The sequence below is a fragment of the Psychrobacter sp. 1176_08 genome, from assembly GCF_052850615.1.
This window is the reverse complement of the sequence record NZ_VXCU01000001.1, coordinates 386,987-401,942: the sequence shown is the minus strand read 5'-3', so window position 1 is coordinate 401,942 and position 14,956 is coordinate 386,987. Positions and strand designations below refer to the sequence as shown.

General features: G+C 41.5%; 13 protein-coding genes. 9 read left to right on the top strand and 4 right to left on the bottom strand.

Annotated features, from left to right (window positions below; all coding sequences use genetic code 11):
- Positions 1-354 precede the first annotated feature (354 nt).
- The 7 genes from hfq (at position 355) to radA (ending at position 6,526) form a co-directional block, all read left to right on the top strand.
- Entirely contained in the window at positions 355-882 is a 528-nt protein-coding gene (hfq, locus tag FW759_RS01595; protein WP_062844711.1) for an RNA chaperone Hfq, read from the top strand.
- Positions 883-1,101: 219 nt separating this feature from the next.
- Positions 1,102-2,094 carry a KpsF/GutQ family sugar-phosphate isomerase gene (locus tag FW759_RS01590; protein ID WP_353669888.1) on the top strand — a complete coding sequence of 331 codons (993 nt, stop codon included), beginning with the start codon at positions 1,102-1,104 and terminating at the stop codon, positions 2,092-2,094.
- A gap of 39 nt (positions 2,095-2,133) precedes the next feature.
- On the top strand, positions 2,134-2,700 hold the full coding sequence (locus FW759_RS01585; protein ID WP_446441980.1) for a KdsC family phosphatase: 567 nt from the start codon (positions 2,134-2,136) through the stop codon (positions 2,698-2,700).
- On the top strand, positions 2,697-3,281 hold the full coding sequence (lptC, locus tag FW759_RS01580) for an LPS export ABC transporter periplasmic protein LptC (RefSeq protein WP_446441979.1): 585 nt from the start codon (positions 2,697-2,699) through the stop codon (positions 3,279-3,281). Before FW759_RS01585 ends, lptC begins: the two co-directional genes overlap by 4 nt.
- A 190-nt stretch (positions 3,282-3,471) precedes the next feature.
- A complete protein-coding gene (gene lptA, locus FW759_RS01575) occupies positions 3,472-3,954 on the top strand; it encodes a lipopolysaccharide transport periplasmic protein LptA (RefSeq protein ID WP_446442121.1) in 483 nt (160 codons plus the stop codon).
- A gap of 157 nt (positions 3,955-4,111) precedes the next feature.
- A complete protein-coding gene (lptB, locus tag FW759_RS01570) occupies positions 4,112-4,822 on the top strand; it encodes an LPS export ABC transporter ATP-binding protein (protein WP_443505265.1) in 711 nt (236 codons plus the stop codon).
- 267 nt (positions 4,823-5,089) lie between these two features.
- Positions 5,090-6,526 carry a DNA repair protein RadA gene (radA, locus tag FW759_RS01565; RefSeq protein WP_353669885.1) on the top strand — a complete coding sequence of 479 codons (1,437 nt, stop codon included), beginning with the start codon at positions 5,090-5,092 and terminating at the stop codon, positions 6,524-6,526.
- Between the two features lie 289 nt (positions 6,527-6,815).
- Here radA and FW759_RS01560 read toward each other — a convergent pair whose 3' ends face one another.
- Both FW759_RS01560 and rodA read right to left on the bottom strand, forming a co-directional pair.
- Positions 6,816-7,430, bottom strand: a complete 615-nt coding sequence (locus FW759_RS01560; RefSeq protein ID WP_062844704.1) for a septal ring lytic transglycosylase RlpA family protein — start codon at positions 7,428-7,430, stop codon at positions 6,816-6,818.
- A 1,044-nt stretch (positions 7,431-8,474) separates the two neighbouring features.
- The gene (rodA, locus tag FW759_RS01555) at positions 8,475-9,617 is read right to left on the bottom strand and encodes a rod shape-determining protein RodA (RefSeq protein ID WP_062845930.1); all 1,143 of its coding nucleotides are present in this window, start codon (positions 9,615-9,617) and stop codon (positions 8,475-8,477) included.
- Between the two features lie 258 nt (positions 9,618-9,875).
- On the opposite strand from rodA, the gene FW759_RS01550 reads away from it, so the two are divergent.
- Together FW759_RS01550 and FW759_RS01545 are read left to right on the top strand one after the other, a co-directional pair.
- Complete coding sequence (locus tag FW759_RS01550; RefSeq protein ID WP_062844703.1) at positions 9,876-10,835, top strand: D-Ala-D-Ala carboxypeptidase family metallohydrolase; 960 nt, start codon at positions 9,876-9,878, stop codon at positions 10,833-10,835.
- Positions 10,836-11,066: 231 nt separating this feature from the next.
- Positions 11,067-11,639, top strand: coding sequence for a hypothetical protein (locus FW759_RS01545; RefSeq protein ID WP_446441978.1), 573 nt, complete (start codon positions 11,067-11,069; stop codon positions 11,637-11,639).
- Between the two features lie 114 nt (positions 11,640-11,753).
- Here the strand turns inward: FW759_RS01545 and FW759_RS01540 are convergent, their stop codons facing one another.
- Both FW759_RS01540 and FW759_RS01535 read right to left on the bottom strand, forming a co-directional pair.
- Positions 11,754-13,325, bottom strand: coding sequence for a M16 family metallopeptidase (locus FW759_RS01540; RefSeq protein ID WP_446441977.1), 1,572 nt, complete (start codon positions 13,323-13,325; stop codon positions 11,754-11,756).
- Positions 13,326-13,394: 69 nt separating this feature from the next.
- Positions 13,395-14,927, bottom strand: coding sequence for a M16 family metallopeptidase (locus tag FW759_RS01535; protein WP_446441976.1), 1,533 nt, complete (start codon positions 14,925-14,927; stop codon positions 13,395-13,397).
- Positions 14,928-14,956: the final 29 nt, after the last annotated feature.

Below are 14,956 nucleotides of genomic sequence, written 5' to 3'. Positions count from 1 at the left end.
TCAGTAAAAGTTGTTATAAACAAATAATACAGCAATGACAATTAGTTTCAAAATACACCTTTGATAACTGTTATAATTTAAATCAGTTGTAATAATAAGCTTGACATTGGTATTGTTCGTCTCTGATTAGTATATGTTTATATGGTTTTTTAATGAGATGAGTAGCTATTCCATTGCGCATCACATGAATATATTCACAGTAACTTAATATCAGTAAAACACGTTGAATGCTTATTTAGATACGTTTTAAAAAGAAAACTTAGTATTGTATCTACCTTTTGCCATTATAATGACAGTAACACTTAAAATAATTGGCACTTAAAATATAACTACATAATATTCAGGAGAGATTTCATGTCAAAAGGACAAACTTTACAAGATCCGTTCTTGAATTCGCTGCGCAAAGATCGCATTCCTGTTTCTATTTTTTTGGTTAATGGTATCAAGCTGCAAGGGCAGATTGAGTCTTTTGACCAGTACGTAGTATTGCTTAAGAATACTGTTAGTCAAATGGTATACAAACATGCGATTTCAACGGTTGTGCCAGCGCGTAATCCTCGTAGTGCAACTACAGGCGCTAGTAGCCAAGCTCAAGGTGTAGCACCAGCTGGCTATCAAGGTAGTGGTTTCGAGCGCAGTAATAACCCAGCCAACGCAGGCGGTTTTGAAGAACGTGGTTTTGCTGCCAATCGTAGCGGTTTCAATCGTGGTGGTTTTAGCCAAGGCCAAGATCGCGGTTTTGAACGTGGTAGTTTTGGTCAGAGTCAGGAACGTGGTTTTGAGCGTGGCGGCTTTGGTCAAGACCGTGGCTTTGAGAATTCAGTAGACAGTCCACGATTTGAAGACAAGCCAAATGACGGCTCTGATGAGAATAATGGATAGGTGTGTGCATGCATTATTAAAGATGCATTGTTGAGATATGTTTATTTGATCAAGACCTGCTTCTAATAGTGGGTTTTTTTTGTTTGAATGAATAGGTAGAAAATAACCGTTTGGCCTCATTTATGAAGATAACGGTCTTTGATTTCGTAGATTATTATTAATATGAGACATAGTATAGTAAAATACTATACTGATTCATTATAAAAATAGAGTGGATTCATGAGCAATACCCAAGTCGATTTGACCTATGAGCAATTTATAAGTACCGCTATAGAGGCGATTAATACCGAGATCTCTGCACTCTCATTGTTGACCGAGCAGATAGATGATAGGTTTGCGCAAGCTTGTGATATCATTTTGGCTTGTAAGGGCCGTGTGGTTGTTACGGGTATGGGTAAGTCAGGGCTGATTGGTCGAAAAATAGCAGCAACCTTTGCATCGACTGGTACGCCAGCTTTCTTTATGCATCCAGGCGAAGCAGGACATGGCGACTTGGGTATGCTAGTAAAGGGTGATGTATTGCTAGCCATTTCTAATTCTGGTGAGTCAGATGAAATTAAAATGCTATTGCCAGTTGTAAAGCGATTAGATATTCCGTTGATCAGTATTAGTCGTGACAAACGTGGGATGTTACCACATGCAGCCGATATTGTTTTAACGCTTGGTAAGTCGCAAGAGGCATGTCCATTGAACCTTGCGCCCACGTCAAGTACGACAGCGACGCTCGCGCTAGGAGATGCCTTGGCTGTTGCTTTGGTACACGCTCGCAATTTTACTTCAGAAGATTTTGCTTTATCGCATCCTGCAGGTGCATTAGGTCGTCAACTACTGACGCGAGTTGAAGATTTGATGCATACTAAATCTGAGGATTTGCCTCTCATCCATCAAGATGAACCATTACAAGAAGCTCTATTTACTATGTCTGCTGGTCGTTTGGGTATGACAGTAGTGACTGATGACAATGATAAGGTCGTTGGTGTATTCACAGATGGTGACTTACGTCGCGGCTTAGAAAAAGGTATTGATCTAAAGACGCCAATGCGTGAGTTGATGGTAAATAATCCACGCCATGTTAATAAGACCATGCGCGCATCCGATGCACTTAGTGTGATGAATGAAAGCGGTATTAGTCAGTTATTGATTATTGATGAAAAAAATTGCCTAGAAGCGATTATTACTGTACATGACTTGCTGCAAGCTGGTGTGAAGTGACGACTATATTAAAAAATGGCCTTTAATAAGAGATAACAAATGCAAGACTTAATCAAAAAAGCGGGACAAGTGAAGCTGTTAGTGATGGACGTCGACGGTATTTTGTCAAACGGTCAAATCATTTATGATGTCAATGGTATCGAGACCAAAGCATTCTCTGTTCAAGATGGCGTCGGTGTTAAGTCTTTAGCGCGTTATGGTATTTTGACAGCGATCATTACAGGTCGTAGTAGTGCTATGGTTGATAAGCGCGCTGCGGAAATGGGTGTCAATTATGTGGTGCAAGGCCGTGATGATAAGCTTATTGCGTTAAATGAGCTGTTGTCCACTATTGATCCTGCACTCTGCATCACCGCTGCCGACTGTGCTTATATGGGCGATGATTTGCCAGATATCAAAGCGATGCAAACCGTAGGATTTGCTGCCACAGTCCCGAATGCGCATGCAGAAGTCATTAATCGTAGCGATATGGTGACGACTCGTGCAGGTGGTACAGGTGCTGTACGAGAAATATGTGACTTGATTTTAAAAGGTCATGGTCACTATCAAGACTTTATCGCACACTATACGCTTGGTGAAGCAAAAACTCAGGATGACTTGTCGTGAATACTCGTGTTTTAATAATTCTTGCATTGATTGTGGCTGGTATTGCAGGCTGGTTTTTTCAGCAGCAAGGTGAAGTATCGCCGCCTGTCAGTATGGAAACGTCTGATGTTGATTATGAAGCAACAGAGATCAAGGCCGTGCAGACCAATGAGAAAGGCGAAACGGAATACGAGCTTACAGCTGAATCATTAACGCACAATCCACAGACCAATCTAGATGAGATGTCAGGTATCACTATGAACTGGGAGCCGTCGCCAGAGCAACGCTATCGTATTGAAGCGGGTAGTGCGGCAATCAGTCAGCAGACAGGCGATCTTAATTTATCGGGGGGGTTTACCTTAGTCAGTGAAGGCAACAAAGGTGGGTCTGAGATTGAACCGATAAAGGTAACTGGTAACACCCTTAAAGGGAACACCAAATCCGGAAAAGTATATAGTGAAGAGCCTGTTAAGATTGAACAAGGTATGAATCGATTTGAAGCATCAAGTATGACAGCAAATCTTGAAACAGGCGAGTATGAGTTTGGTCAAGTTGCTGTTGCTTTTACGCCTTCTGATCGCCAAGATAAAGCACTATTCTAATTTCAGCTGCGTTTATACTAAAAACTTATGACAAAACAGTAGTTCGCATGAAGTTTGCAAATCCTACTACCCCCTTATAAAACGAGTGATTTTTATGAAATCTAAATTTTTGCCTACTTTGCGCTCATCATTGATACGTTCTTATTCACCCACATATCGCTCGCGTCGATTGCAAGCGTTGCCAGTGGTTATGCTCTTAGCGCTACCGCTTTATAGTCATGCACTACCATCAGATGCCAATCAAGAAATCAAACTGTTGGCTGATAAAGCAACTTATAGTGAGCGTACAGGCGTTACGAGTTACTCTGGTAGTGTTATCATCACTCAGGGTACATTCAAGATGATGGCTGATAATATCACCGTCAATCTGTCTCAACAGCGCAGTATAAATTCTGCTGTAGCAACTGGACGTCCAGCGACAATGCAGCAAGTTGTCACGCAGGAGAAAGGCCTAGCAAAAGGTCAAGCCAATAAAATTGATTATAATGCGGTCACAGGTATCATTACATTGACAGGGAATGCAAAGCTGGTTCAAAACGGAGCAAGTTTTGCAGGTAACGTCATTCGCTATAGCCTAAAAGCTGGCGACGTTGAAGCGACTGCAGGCGGTAATCAGCGAGTAGAGCTTGTCTTCCCGCCAAGCGGCAATAACAGTCAAAGTGGTGTACGCTAATAAAAAACTGGGTAGTTAATCTATCGATACATAAACAAGTCCGTATGCCTCTAGCGGTGCTTGTATTTCGCCACAGTATGAGTAAGTTATGAGTGATAATAAAAATACAGATTCTTTGATAACTGATAGTAATGCAGCACCTGCTGCGCGATTAACCATGCAGAATTTGGGTAAACGCTATGGCAAACGTTGGGTGGTTAAAGACGTTTCTTTTTCTGTTGAGCAAGGTCAAGTCGTTGGGCTACTAGGCCCAAATGGCGCAGGTAAGACCACTAGCTTCTATATGGTAGTTGGTCTGGTGAATATGGATAAAGGACGTGTCACCTTAGGAAAAATGGACTTGTCTAAGTATGCGATGCATGAGCGTGCGCGCGCTGGTATTGGTTATTTGCCACAAGAAGCCTCTATTTTTCGTAAATTATCTATTGAAGACAACATTTTGGCTATTTTGCAAACTCGCAAAGAGTTAAATGTAAGTCAGCAGCGCCAAGAACTTGAAAAATTGATTGGTGAGTTCCATCTAGAGCATGTACGTAAATCGTTAGGTATGAGTGTTTCGGGTGGTGAGCGTCGTCGCTGCGAGATTGCGCGTGCTTTAGCTGCCAATCCAAAATTTATCTTATTAGATGAGCCTTTTGCAGGGGTTGATCCTATCTCTGTTGGTGATATCAAAGACGTTATTTTAACCCTAAAGAATCGGGGTATTGGTGTACTCATTACTGACCATAATGTCCGTGACACTTTGGCTATTTGTGAGAAGGCTTATATTGTGTCAGAAGGTGCGATTATTGCTGAAGGTACTTCTGATGAAGTGTTAGACAATGAGCTAGTGAAGTCGGTTTATTTGGGTAAAGATTTTCAAGTATAGTTGAATACATCAAAACATATCACAGCTTGTATCTACGTTTAATGCTGGTATCAAAATTTTAAAGTAAAATTTTGAGCCAGCGGTCATTAATCTTCTTTCTTATATTTAAATTTTTCTTATATCTTGTATTGCCTCTTCTATAAAACTAAGCCAGTTACTTCGACTATAGGCTTCCCTTAAAAACTATTCTTAAATAAACGCTCATTGAAGCGTCACGTTATTCTATTCATTACTCTCGATTGATCTTCTGAATAAGGCTGATCTGTTATGGCAAAAAGTAAAAGTAGTTATGTCTGTCAACATTGCGGAGCGCATTTTGGAAAGTGGGCTGGACAGTGCACTGACTGCGGTGAATGGAACAGTCTGGTTGAAGCGCCAAATGTCAGTATGCCACATCATAATAAAAATACGACTAAACCTAATGCTAGTCGTGCTACGCCTCGTGGCACTAGCGCGCCAGCTGGAAATTACTCTGGTACTCATAGTGCCGTCATGCCTCTCAACGCGGTCAGTGTCACGTTAGATACTCGCTTGCCAACAGGTATCAGCGAGTTTGATCGTGTGCTTGGTGGCGGTCTGGTTGCAGGTTCCGTCGTATTGATCGGGGGTGACCCTGGTATTGGTAAGTCAACAATCTTGTTACAGACAGCGACCAATATGGCGCGTGCCGATTCACTGGCAGGTAGTGCGTTATATGTCACTGGTGAAGAATCACTAGCGCAGGTTGCTATGCGGGCTAAGCGTTTAGATTTGCCTGCTGACAGATTACGAGTATTGGCTGAAACCAATGTTGAAACCATTTGCGCCGCACTGACACAAGAACAGCCTGCCATCGCTATTATTGACTCTATTCAGACTATCTATACTGACGCGATCAATTCAGCACCAGGAGGCGTCAGCCAAATTCGAGAGTCGGCTGCGATTTTGACGCGCTATGCTAAGCAAACTGGTACAGCGCTATTTTTAGTGGGTCATGTGACTAAAGAAGGTACGCTAGCAGGGCCACGCGTACTTGAGCATATGGTTGATACGGTATTGTATTTTGAAGGTCAGTCTGATTCACGCTTTCGAATGATTCGGGCGGTCAAAAACCGTTTTGGTGCAGTCAATGAGTTAGGTATCTTCGGTATGACTGACATGGGGCTCAAAGAAGTTGCCAATCCATCGGCAATATTTTTAAGCCGCTATGATAAACCTGTCGCAGGCTCTGTAGTTATGGTGAGTCGTGAAGGCACAAGACCGTTGCTGGTTGAGGTGCAGGCATTGGTCGATGATTCGCAAGGACAACCGAGACGTATGGCTCTAGGCTTAGATTTTCAGCGCTTGTCTATGCTATTGGCAGTCATGCACCGTCATGGCGGTATTCATACTAGCGGACAAGACGTATATGTCAACGTGGTTGGTGGGGTCAAAGTGATCGAGACAGGGTCAGATTTGGCGGTGTTGTTGGCTTGTGCTTCCAGTATCAAAGAGAGGGCATTGCCATCTTCGCTGGCGGTATTTGGTGAGGTGGGGTTATCTGGAGAGATTCGCCCAGTGCCCAACGGACAAGAGCGTTTAAAAGAAGCCATGAAACATGGCTTTAAACACGCAATTATTCCGAAGGCCAATGCACCTTCCAAGGATGCTCCACAATTTAAAGGTATTAATGTAATTGCTGTAGAGCGTCTGGATGATGCGATTGAAAGTGCCTTTGAGTTGTAAGCTCATCCATAGTGAGTTCAATATAAAAACGATATAGCGTGACAGGAATGCTTATCTTTAAACGAGAAGTTGTGTAGACTCTGTCTGCGAAGCCACAGAGAGCAAGAAAAGTTTATACCAGTTCAGCGTTGGCATACCCAGCATTACCATACCATGTATCTGTTTTATTTAGAGTCGACTATACTTATTTTTATGATAAGCATCAGTCATAAAAAGAGCGCCTAACTACCAAGGAAGTTAGGCGCTCTTTTTTTGCTCTGGTTTATAACCATGAACCTGAAACGATAAACTATGGACCTGAAACACGCTCGATAGCAACGTTACCAACACCTTTGCTCGTGATACCTAGACGTTTAGCAGCACCATAAGACAAATCCATTACACGGTTACCGTGAAATGGACCACGATCATTGACTTTTACCACGACGCTTTTACCATTTGTCTTATTGGTCACTTTAACGTAACAGTTAAGTGGCAATGAGCGATGAGCCGCTGTCAAAGCATTCATATCAAAGGTTTCGCCACTGGCTGTTTTACGACCATGGAATTTACGACCGTACCAAGACGCCAAGCCAGTTTGCTTAAATTTACTCACTGAGTTAGAAGCTACCGCGGTAAGACGTTCTAATACATCTTCATCATTACTGGCCAGCGTAGTATCGCTTGCTAATAGAGAGCTGTTGAGTGCTAGTGAAGTGGGTTGACGCGCTGATTTAACCAAACTTGATGCACCATCATGTTGACGGCTAAGCTCACCAAGTACACGATCAATGTGGGAGGCGTTATCTTGTGAAATCATCGCAAGAGAGGTTTTTGCTTCTACCGCATTTGCATTGGTAGCGACTGCAGAGCCAGCAAATAAAACAGCTGACATAGTAAGTAGACCAGATAAACGCTTGTTCATAGATACCTCTATAACTTATACATCAAAACCTAGCTCTAATCATTGTTAGATTGAGTGCACAAGTAATAGACCAATCTAATACTCACACAAGCTCTAAAGCCTTACCATCAATCCGCTGTTCATATAATCGTTGATGTCAAATTGCGGCTTTTATAGGTCTTAATATATGGTAATTTTCATTTCATTATAATAAGTGGATAACGGCAACATAACCGATAATACTTATAAAACGCTCAAATGATAGTTAGTAATACGGGTAAGCCCATAATTTACAATAAGAATCTGGGTGCTAATACCACTGTATGCCAAATTTACAAAATTTCTTTCTTTGCTAAATTAATATGTTTTTTTAAAAGGTATTACGTATTACTTTGTTATTAAAACGTTAATTAAGTAGTGTATTTGAAATTCATAAATCTATAAGCTGCTAACTATACGTAAGGGCTATAACCAAACTATAATTAAATGCAAAGTTTATTAGCAGCTCTGTACGGGTTATGTATCAAGCTGCAATAAAACGAGGTTAACGCAATTATTTGTAAAAAACAAGGATTAAGTTCTTTCGAACTTGAGTGTCAAACTGCCTAATTGTGAAGAAATGCTTATAAAGTACATAATAAAAGCACTAAATTCATAGTAAACAATGATAAATTTTTTGTAACTACTGCTATAAAATCAGAACGTCTGACTGTATTTAAGCTAGTTTAAGGATGTACATCACTACCAATATGACTAATTACATTTTTGGGTTAGTAAGATCAGCAACAGATGAATAGGGCGTTTATCTGCACAAAGCGATTACAACATCTCTTTGTTTAAACTAAGATAAGACGGGCGTTAGCAAGAAAGATAGAATAGGAGTGCCAGTTGAAAGGGTATAAATCGCCACGCCTACGTATCTAATAACGATTGAATAATTACTTTGCACTATATTGATTATAGCGAGGAGGCTTATGTGGTGGGTTTACTGACACATTTCAAGGGCGCAATAGGATGAAAGTGACAGCAAACCATTGATTCATATATAGTTTGGTAGTATTAAGGCTAGTTGCTTTTGTGAGTGTGAATAGACATCAGCAGTCCAAACCCAGCCATCAGGGTGACGATAGCTGTACCACCATAGCTAATGAAAGGTAAAGGTACACCCACGACAGGTAAAAGACCGCTGACCATCCCAACATTAACGAATACATAAACAAAGAAAGACATAGCAATAGCGCCTGCTAATAATCTGCTATAGACGTCAGGATGTGTAAATGCAATATACAAAGCGCGCATAAGCAAACAAGAATAAATAAACATCAAGAGCATGACGCCTAACAGACCAAACTCCTCGGAAAAAGCGGCGATGATAAAGTCAGTATGTCCTTCTGGTAAAAAGTGCAAATGAGATTGTGTGCCTTCCAAATAGCCTTTACCTGTCAGACCACCTGCGCCGATAGCTGTTTTTGACTGAATGATATTCCAGCCAGCTCCTTGTACATCGGCTTCTGGATTAAGTAGGGTCAATACACGTGTACGCTGATAGTCATGTAATAAAAAATTCCATGCAAAAGCAATAAAAGGTACAGCTAAGATGGCAGCGGCTGAAATCAATCGCCAAGATAACCCTGCTAAAAACAGTACAAATATGCCACTACCTGCTACTAGCAGCGACGTACCAAGATCAGGTTCTTTAGCAATCAGTAATACGGGAACAACGATTAAAGTTAAGGTAATCGCGATACTCGAAAAAGAAGGTGGCAGGTCACGTTTGGATAAAAACCAAGCACACATCATTGGCATACCCAGTTTCATAAATTCAGATGGTTGTACACTGCCAAATCCGGGTAAATTAATCCAGCGCTGGGCACCCATACGTACTTCGCCGATGATATCGACTAAAATTAACAGCACTAGGCCAAGCACATAAAAGATAGGCGTAAAGGTGCGATAGATACTGGGTGGTATCTGCGCCATGGTAAACATAACCGAAAAAGCCACTCCATAGCTGACCATTTGGCGTAGGACCATATTCACTTCTTGACCAGAAGCGCTGTATAAAATCGTCAGACCAATACAGCAAACCGTTAACAAGAGAAGGGTCAACCAAGGATCTATATGTATACGTTGCCATAGTGTCGGTGCATGACCTTGACCTAAGTGATGGCTTTGACGTGAAAAACGATACTGCAGGTTAGAAGACATAGGCAAAGAGTGACTAGCAATTGATGTAGGAGGAAGTTTTTGCTTAAAAAGAAGGCTTAAAATGTGACGATACTGTGTCTATTCTAATTGGATATCAACAATAAGGTAACGCGCAAGTACCAAAATCACGTAATTATAAAAACTGTGAGGATAAGTGTTAATTACGAATATCACCTCTATAATTAGAGACGATAGTTTAGCCTGCTTATCAAAAATTTGATAGTATCGATAAAACCTTTTTATTGGTAGTTTCTTGCAATGACCAACACAAAAAATTCTGCTTACAAACAGATTCAAAAACCGCTTGTTGTACTATTTATTTGTGCCAGTAGCCTCTCTGCTCATGCAGCTTTGTTGAGTGACAGCAGTGAGCGCCGTATTCAAATACGTCATGGTAATAGTGCCGATAATGGTAATGCTTATATCAGCTCTTCTACAAACGCTTCAAATCACAGTCCTGGTGTAACGATACTAAGTGGTGCAAATACTGGTGATAGTATGCAAGGATTAATTGCTCAAAAACAGCGTGATTTTACTCCCAATGCAAGCATATCGATTCAAGAGAATAAACAGGTGAATATCAATCGCCGTACGCCTGTATATAGCACCACTTATAACAAATACAGTACCGCAAATAATACTTACAACAGCACCAATAGTGACTCTAGCAATATAGGTTTTAATGCGTGGCTAAACAGCAATAGCTATCGTGCTCAGCAAGTCGCAGAGTACCAACGATATCTGACTACAAGAGTAGGGGCACGAAATGTACCACCTTTGTCTCAATTGCTTACTACAGCTCGTAGCTGGGACAAATGTGGTTATGAGCCTTATCAGTTACCCCCGCAAGAATTATGGGCAAATATAGTACCGACTTTGCGTTTGTATACTGAACTCAAAAACCAAGGCATTATTCCAGCCACCAGTGAGATACGCTCGGTATATCGTAGTCCTGGCTTAAATAATTGTGCAGGTGGTGCAGATAGTAGTAAGCACATGAATGGCAGCGCTATGGATATTTGGGTACCAGAGTACGAAGATAATTTGTGGCAACGCAGCACCATGCAAGATGGGTTGTGTCAGTTTTGGCAATACCAAGGAAAGGAGCATAATTTTGGTTTGGGATTGTATGCCACGGGTGCCATTCATTTAGATACAGATGGCTATCGCAAATGGGGCTTTAACCATGCTAGTAGTAGCTCTTCTTGCCGCTATTAACTGATCCGCTTTATAACCAATTCAATCATCAAATGAATGTTTTATTAAGCGATAGAAAGTATGTTGATAAAAATCGGTATGGAAAGTTAAATATCGTAAGTTTAAAAGGTAGACGGCTAAGTCATCATAAATTTTCTAACGCTCATAAATTGTGCTTTAATAGTAGGTTTTATTCACTTTATATTCTTTGATTTATAAAGTAAAAAACAGCACTTATTATGAGCAGGATTTATGAGAAAACGGTATTCAATAATACCCAAAGATGATGATTCTGGTAAACCAAAAAGGACTTTTCTACGACCAAACAATATAGCCGTGGCTGTGTTTGGTCTGATTTTTCTATTCTTGGTATTTGTGAGTGCTTGTAGTCCAGAGACTTCTCCTGAGGACCAATCGTTGACGGGAGATAAGTCTGCCAAGCTTGATAGAAAGGCACAAAATGCGGAAGAGGTTGAAGAGAGTATCAGAAACTCTTACGCCAGATTGGCTGCTGAACGTACCGATCTTTGTCCAAAACTGATACAAGAAGAAGTGGGCAGTCAGGTCATTGAACGTACTGAAGAAGTTATGATAGACAACTATTGCGATTATTTTTTGTATCCACGTAGCAGTCAGAGCATCTCAGTCAAAGTCAATAACAGTCAAATCGAAGCGCTATTGGTAGTACCTATGATGCATAATTTTGCCAATGGCGACTATAAAGTCGATTCTTATGACAAACATGTGATTCGGTTGGCATACAACGGGGCAACTTATAAACCTAAAAATCTTATGTATGATGTGGCGGTAACGGTTTCTGATTGATTGTTAGATTTTAGATTGGATTAAATATAAATATTAGTGGCATTTATAGTGAATAAGGGGCAATGCATAAAGCATTCCCCCTTATTTATATGTCTTTTGCAGCAGGTTTTGTGATTATGGTTTTTTAGCCTTTTTGTCCTTCCAAGGATCGTCTTGTCCAACGGTGACAATTAAGAAGTCTTCAGGCTTTAGTGTGTCGCGCATCGCTTGATTAACGCCGGCCAGCTTCACTTGATCAATACGATTGATATAATTACTTAAATAGTCACTGGGTAATTGATAAAAATTCATCATACCGAGCAAGTTATTGATGCCTGCATTGCTGGCAAAACCCATCGGAAAACTGTTTTTAAGATTGTCTGTTGTAAGACGCATCTCGCTATTGGTAATGCCTTTATCCAAAGTGTCATTGATGACCGCTAAGCTGGCATCAATAGCATCACGCGCTTTATCATTTCGGGTTGAAAAACCAATCTGATAAGGGCCTTTGGCCAACATCGGATTCATTGAGCCTGTGATTCCATAGGTATAACCAAGATTTTGCCTAACTTCAGTCATCAATCGCGCATTAAAACTGCTACCAGCCAGCACTTCATTACCCACAGCAAAATTGGTTTGTTGTTGCTGATCTTTCGGATTGGTTGCGCGTTTACTGCCCAATTGACCCATCAATATGGTGGTTTGAGTACTTGGAAACGGAATATGAATGTGTTTTGTTTGATTGAGCAGTTTTGGCTCAGGTAAGGTCGCTGCGGATTGACCAGCGGGTAATCCAGCAGTAATACCTTCTGCCAGTTTTTTCGCTTGTTCCAAGGTCAGATTACCTGTCATCGCAATAGAAGCATTGGCAGCAACCAAATAACGGTTTTTGAAGTCAATCAATTGTTGTCGGTCAATATTAGGCACAGTGTCTAAAGTGCCAGCTGATGGATGGGCATAAGGATGATCGCCATATAAGGCTTGGTTAAAAGCGTCACTTGCCAAACTGTTTGGGTCTTGCTTTTGCTGCTGCAAGCCGACCAAAAGTCGTGCTTTGTTGCGTGCTAATGTTTGATCGTCAAAATCAGGGTCATTGAGCATTTGGGTCATCAAATCGATGCCAGGTAATAAATGTTTATCATCAGATAAGCTACGCAGCGAGACGATAAACATATCCTTATAAGCACTACTATTTAGATTAATCCCCAACGTTTCACCTGCTCGGGTAAATTCATCTTCGTTGAGCTTTTTTGTGCCTTGTGTCAACATCGTCGCAGTCATATTGGCAATGCCAAAACCGTCCTTACGTATGCTGGCATCACGGGCGCTACCAGCGTTAAAACGCAAATCGATGTCGACAATTGGTAGGGTAGTTGTTTGTACAAAGAGTACGGGCACGCCAGCTTTCGTTTTAAACTGTTGAATCGTGGGTGCGGTAACCTTTAATGGCTTGGCATCGTCAATGCTCGTCAATGTTGATAAGGCAGCAATTGGCGCGTTGGTATCAACCAATGTAGCTGATCCACGAGGCTCTTCAACCCCCGCTGTGTCTGCTTGTGCGGTCACGGTCAACGTTGCAAGACCTAAGAGTACGCCAACGCTCAGACTGGACAACTTCTTGAGCGTAGACGTAGCTGCCGGTGTTGAGGAGTATGCGTTATTCAACGACTTTTTTCTGATTTGATATAAATCACTGGGTTGAGTCATGGTTTTCTTCTTATTAATGAAGCCTTTTTAGTGGGCTTTTTGATTGGATAAAGGAGTCATACGTTGTCACTATTTGTCTTTTTTAGCGGCGTTGTCAGTGGGCGGTATGATATGCATCACCGTTAAGTTATCCTTTACCAAATACTTTTTACTTGCTGTTTGGATATCAGCAATCGTTACTTTATCGAGTTTGGTTGGTAGTTCGGCAAGCAGTCTGTCATCAAGACCAATAGACTGTAGTGAACCAATCATACGTGCTTGACCCTCCATACTATCTTGAGCGTAGACAAGACCTGTTACTGTATTGGTTTTGGCACGACTGATTTCATCTGCATTGATGGGATCGGTCTTTAGTTTTTCTATTTCAGCGATAATGGCTTGTTGCGCTTGATCGAGACTGACACCTTCACGTGGTGTTGCCTGAATCAAAAATAGACCATCGCCGCGATCCAGTAAGTCGTAAGACGTACCTACTGTCGTCAAAAGGCCTTTCCCACGTATCAATCGACTCTCCAACCGTGCAGACAAACCGCCATCTAATACATCCTGAGCCAGTGACAGTGCGTAAGCTTGGTTTTCATTGCTGGCGCCTGCTGTTACTAGACTTGGTACGTTGTAACCCATCAGTAGCACTGGAACTTGTACGGCTTGCTCAGAATCAACTTGCTGATAACCACGAAAACCTTTTTGATTGACAGCAGGGCGGTTTGGCAGCTCGCTTGGAGACAACTCACCAAAGTAACGTTTGACTTGCGCCAATACCTCTGTTGGCTCCACGTCACCCACAATGACTAAGGTGGCATTGTTTGGGGCATACCATGTTTTGTACCAGTCTTTTACGTCTGAGAGCTTGATTGATTCCAGCTCATTCATAGGCCCAATGATAGACTCGCCTTTAGGACTGTTAGGTAAGGCTAGCAAACGGAAAGATTCGTAGGCTTTAGCCAATGGGTTATCATCGGTGCGCTGACGACGCTCTTCCATGACAACTTGATGCTCTTTAGCAAAAGCGTCATCATTAAACATTAAGTTTTTCATGCGATCTGCTTCAAGCTCTAACGCTAAAGGGAAGCGATTGGCAGGAAACAATTCGTAGTAGCCGGTATAGTCATAGCTGGTAAAGGCATTGTTGACGCCGCCGAATTTGGCAATCAAACGCTCATAATCATCACTTGAAACATTAGACGTGCCTTTAAACATCATATGTTCAAGCAAATGAGAAATACCGCCTTTATCAGCTGGCTCATCCGTTGAACCAACCCGATACCAAATCTGTGTCATAACCACTGGTGCGCGATGATCTTCTTTTACCACTATTTTTAGGCCATTTTCTAACTGATATTCATGTCGACCTGACGTATTCATGGTCAGCTCAGATGATATATCTGCTTGCGATTTTTTATCTTGAGCTGCTATGTTTTGACCTGAAGGGTTCTGGCTCAGGGTATTTTTATTTGAAACAGCTTGGGTGGCTTGATTGTTGTCAGTAGAAGATGAATTAGAGCCAATAGTAGTGGTTTGGCAAGCAGCAAGCGTAGCGGTTATGGCCAACGCACAGGCGATACGCAGCGAAAGAGTAGATAAAGGTAAAGACGATGACATGGTATGTTCTACTTATATAAAATGACAAG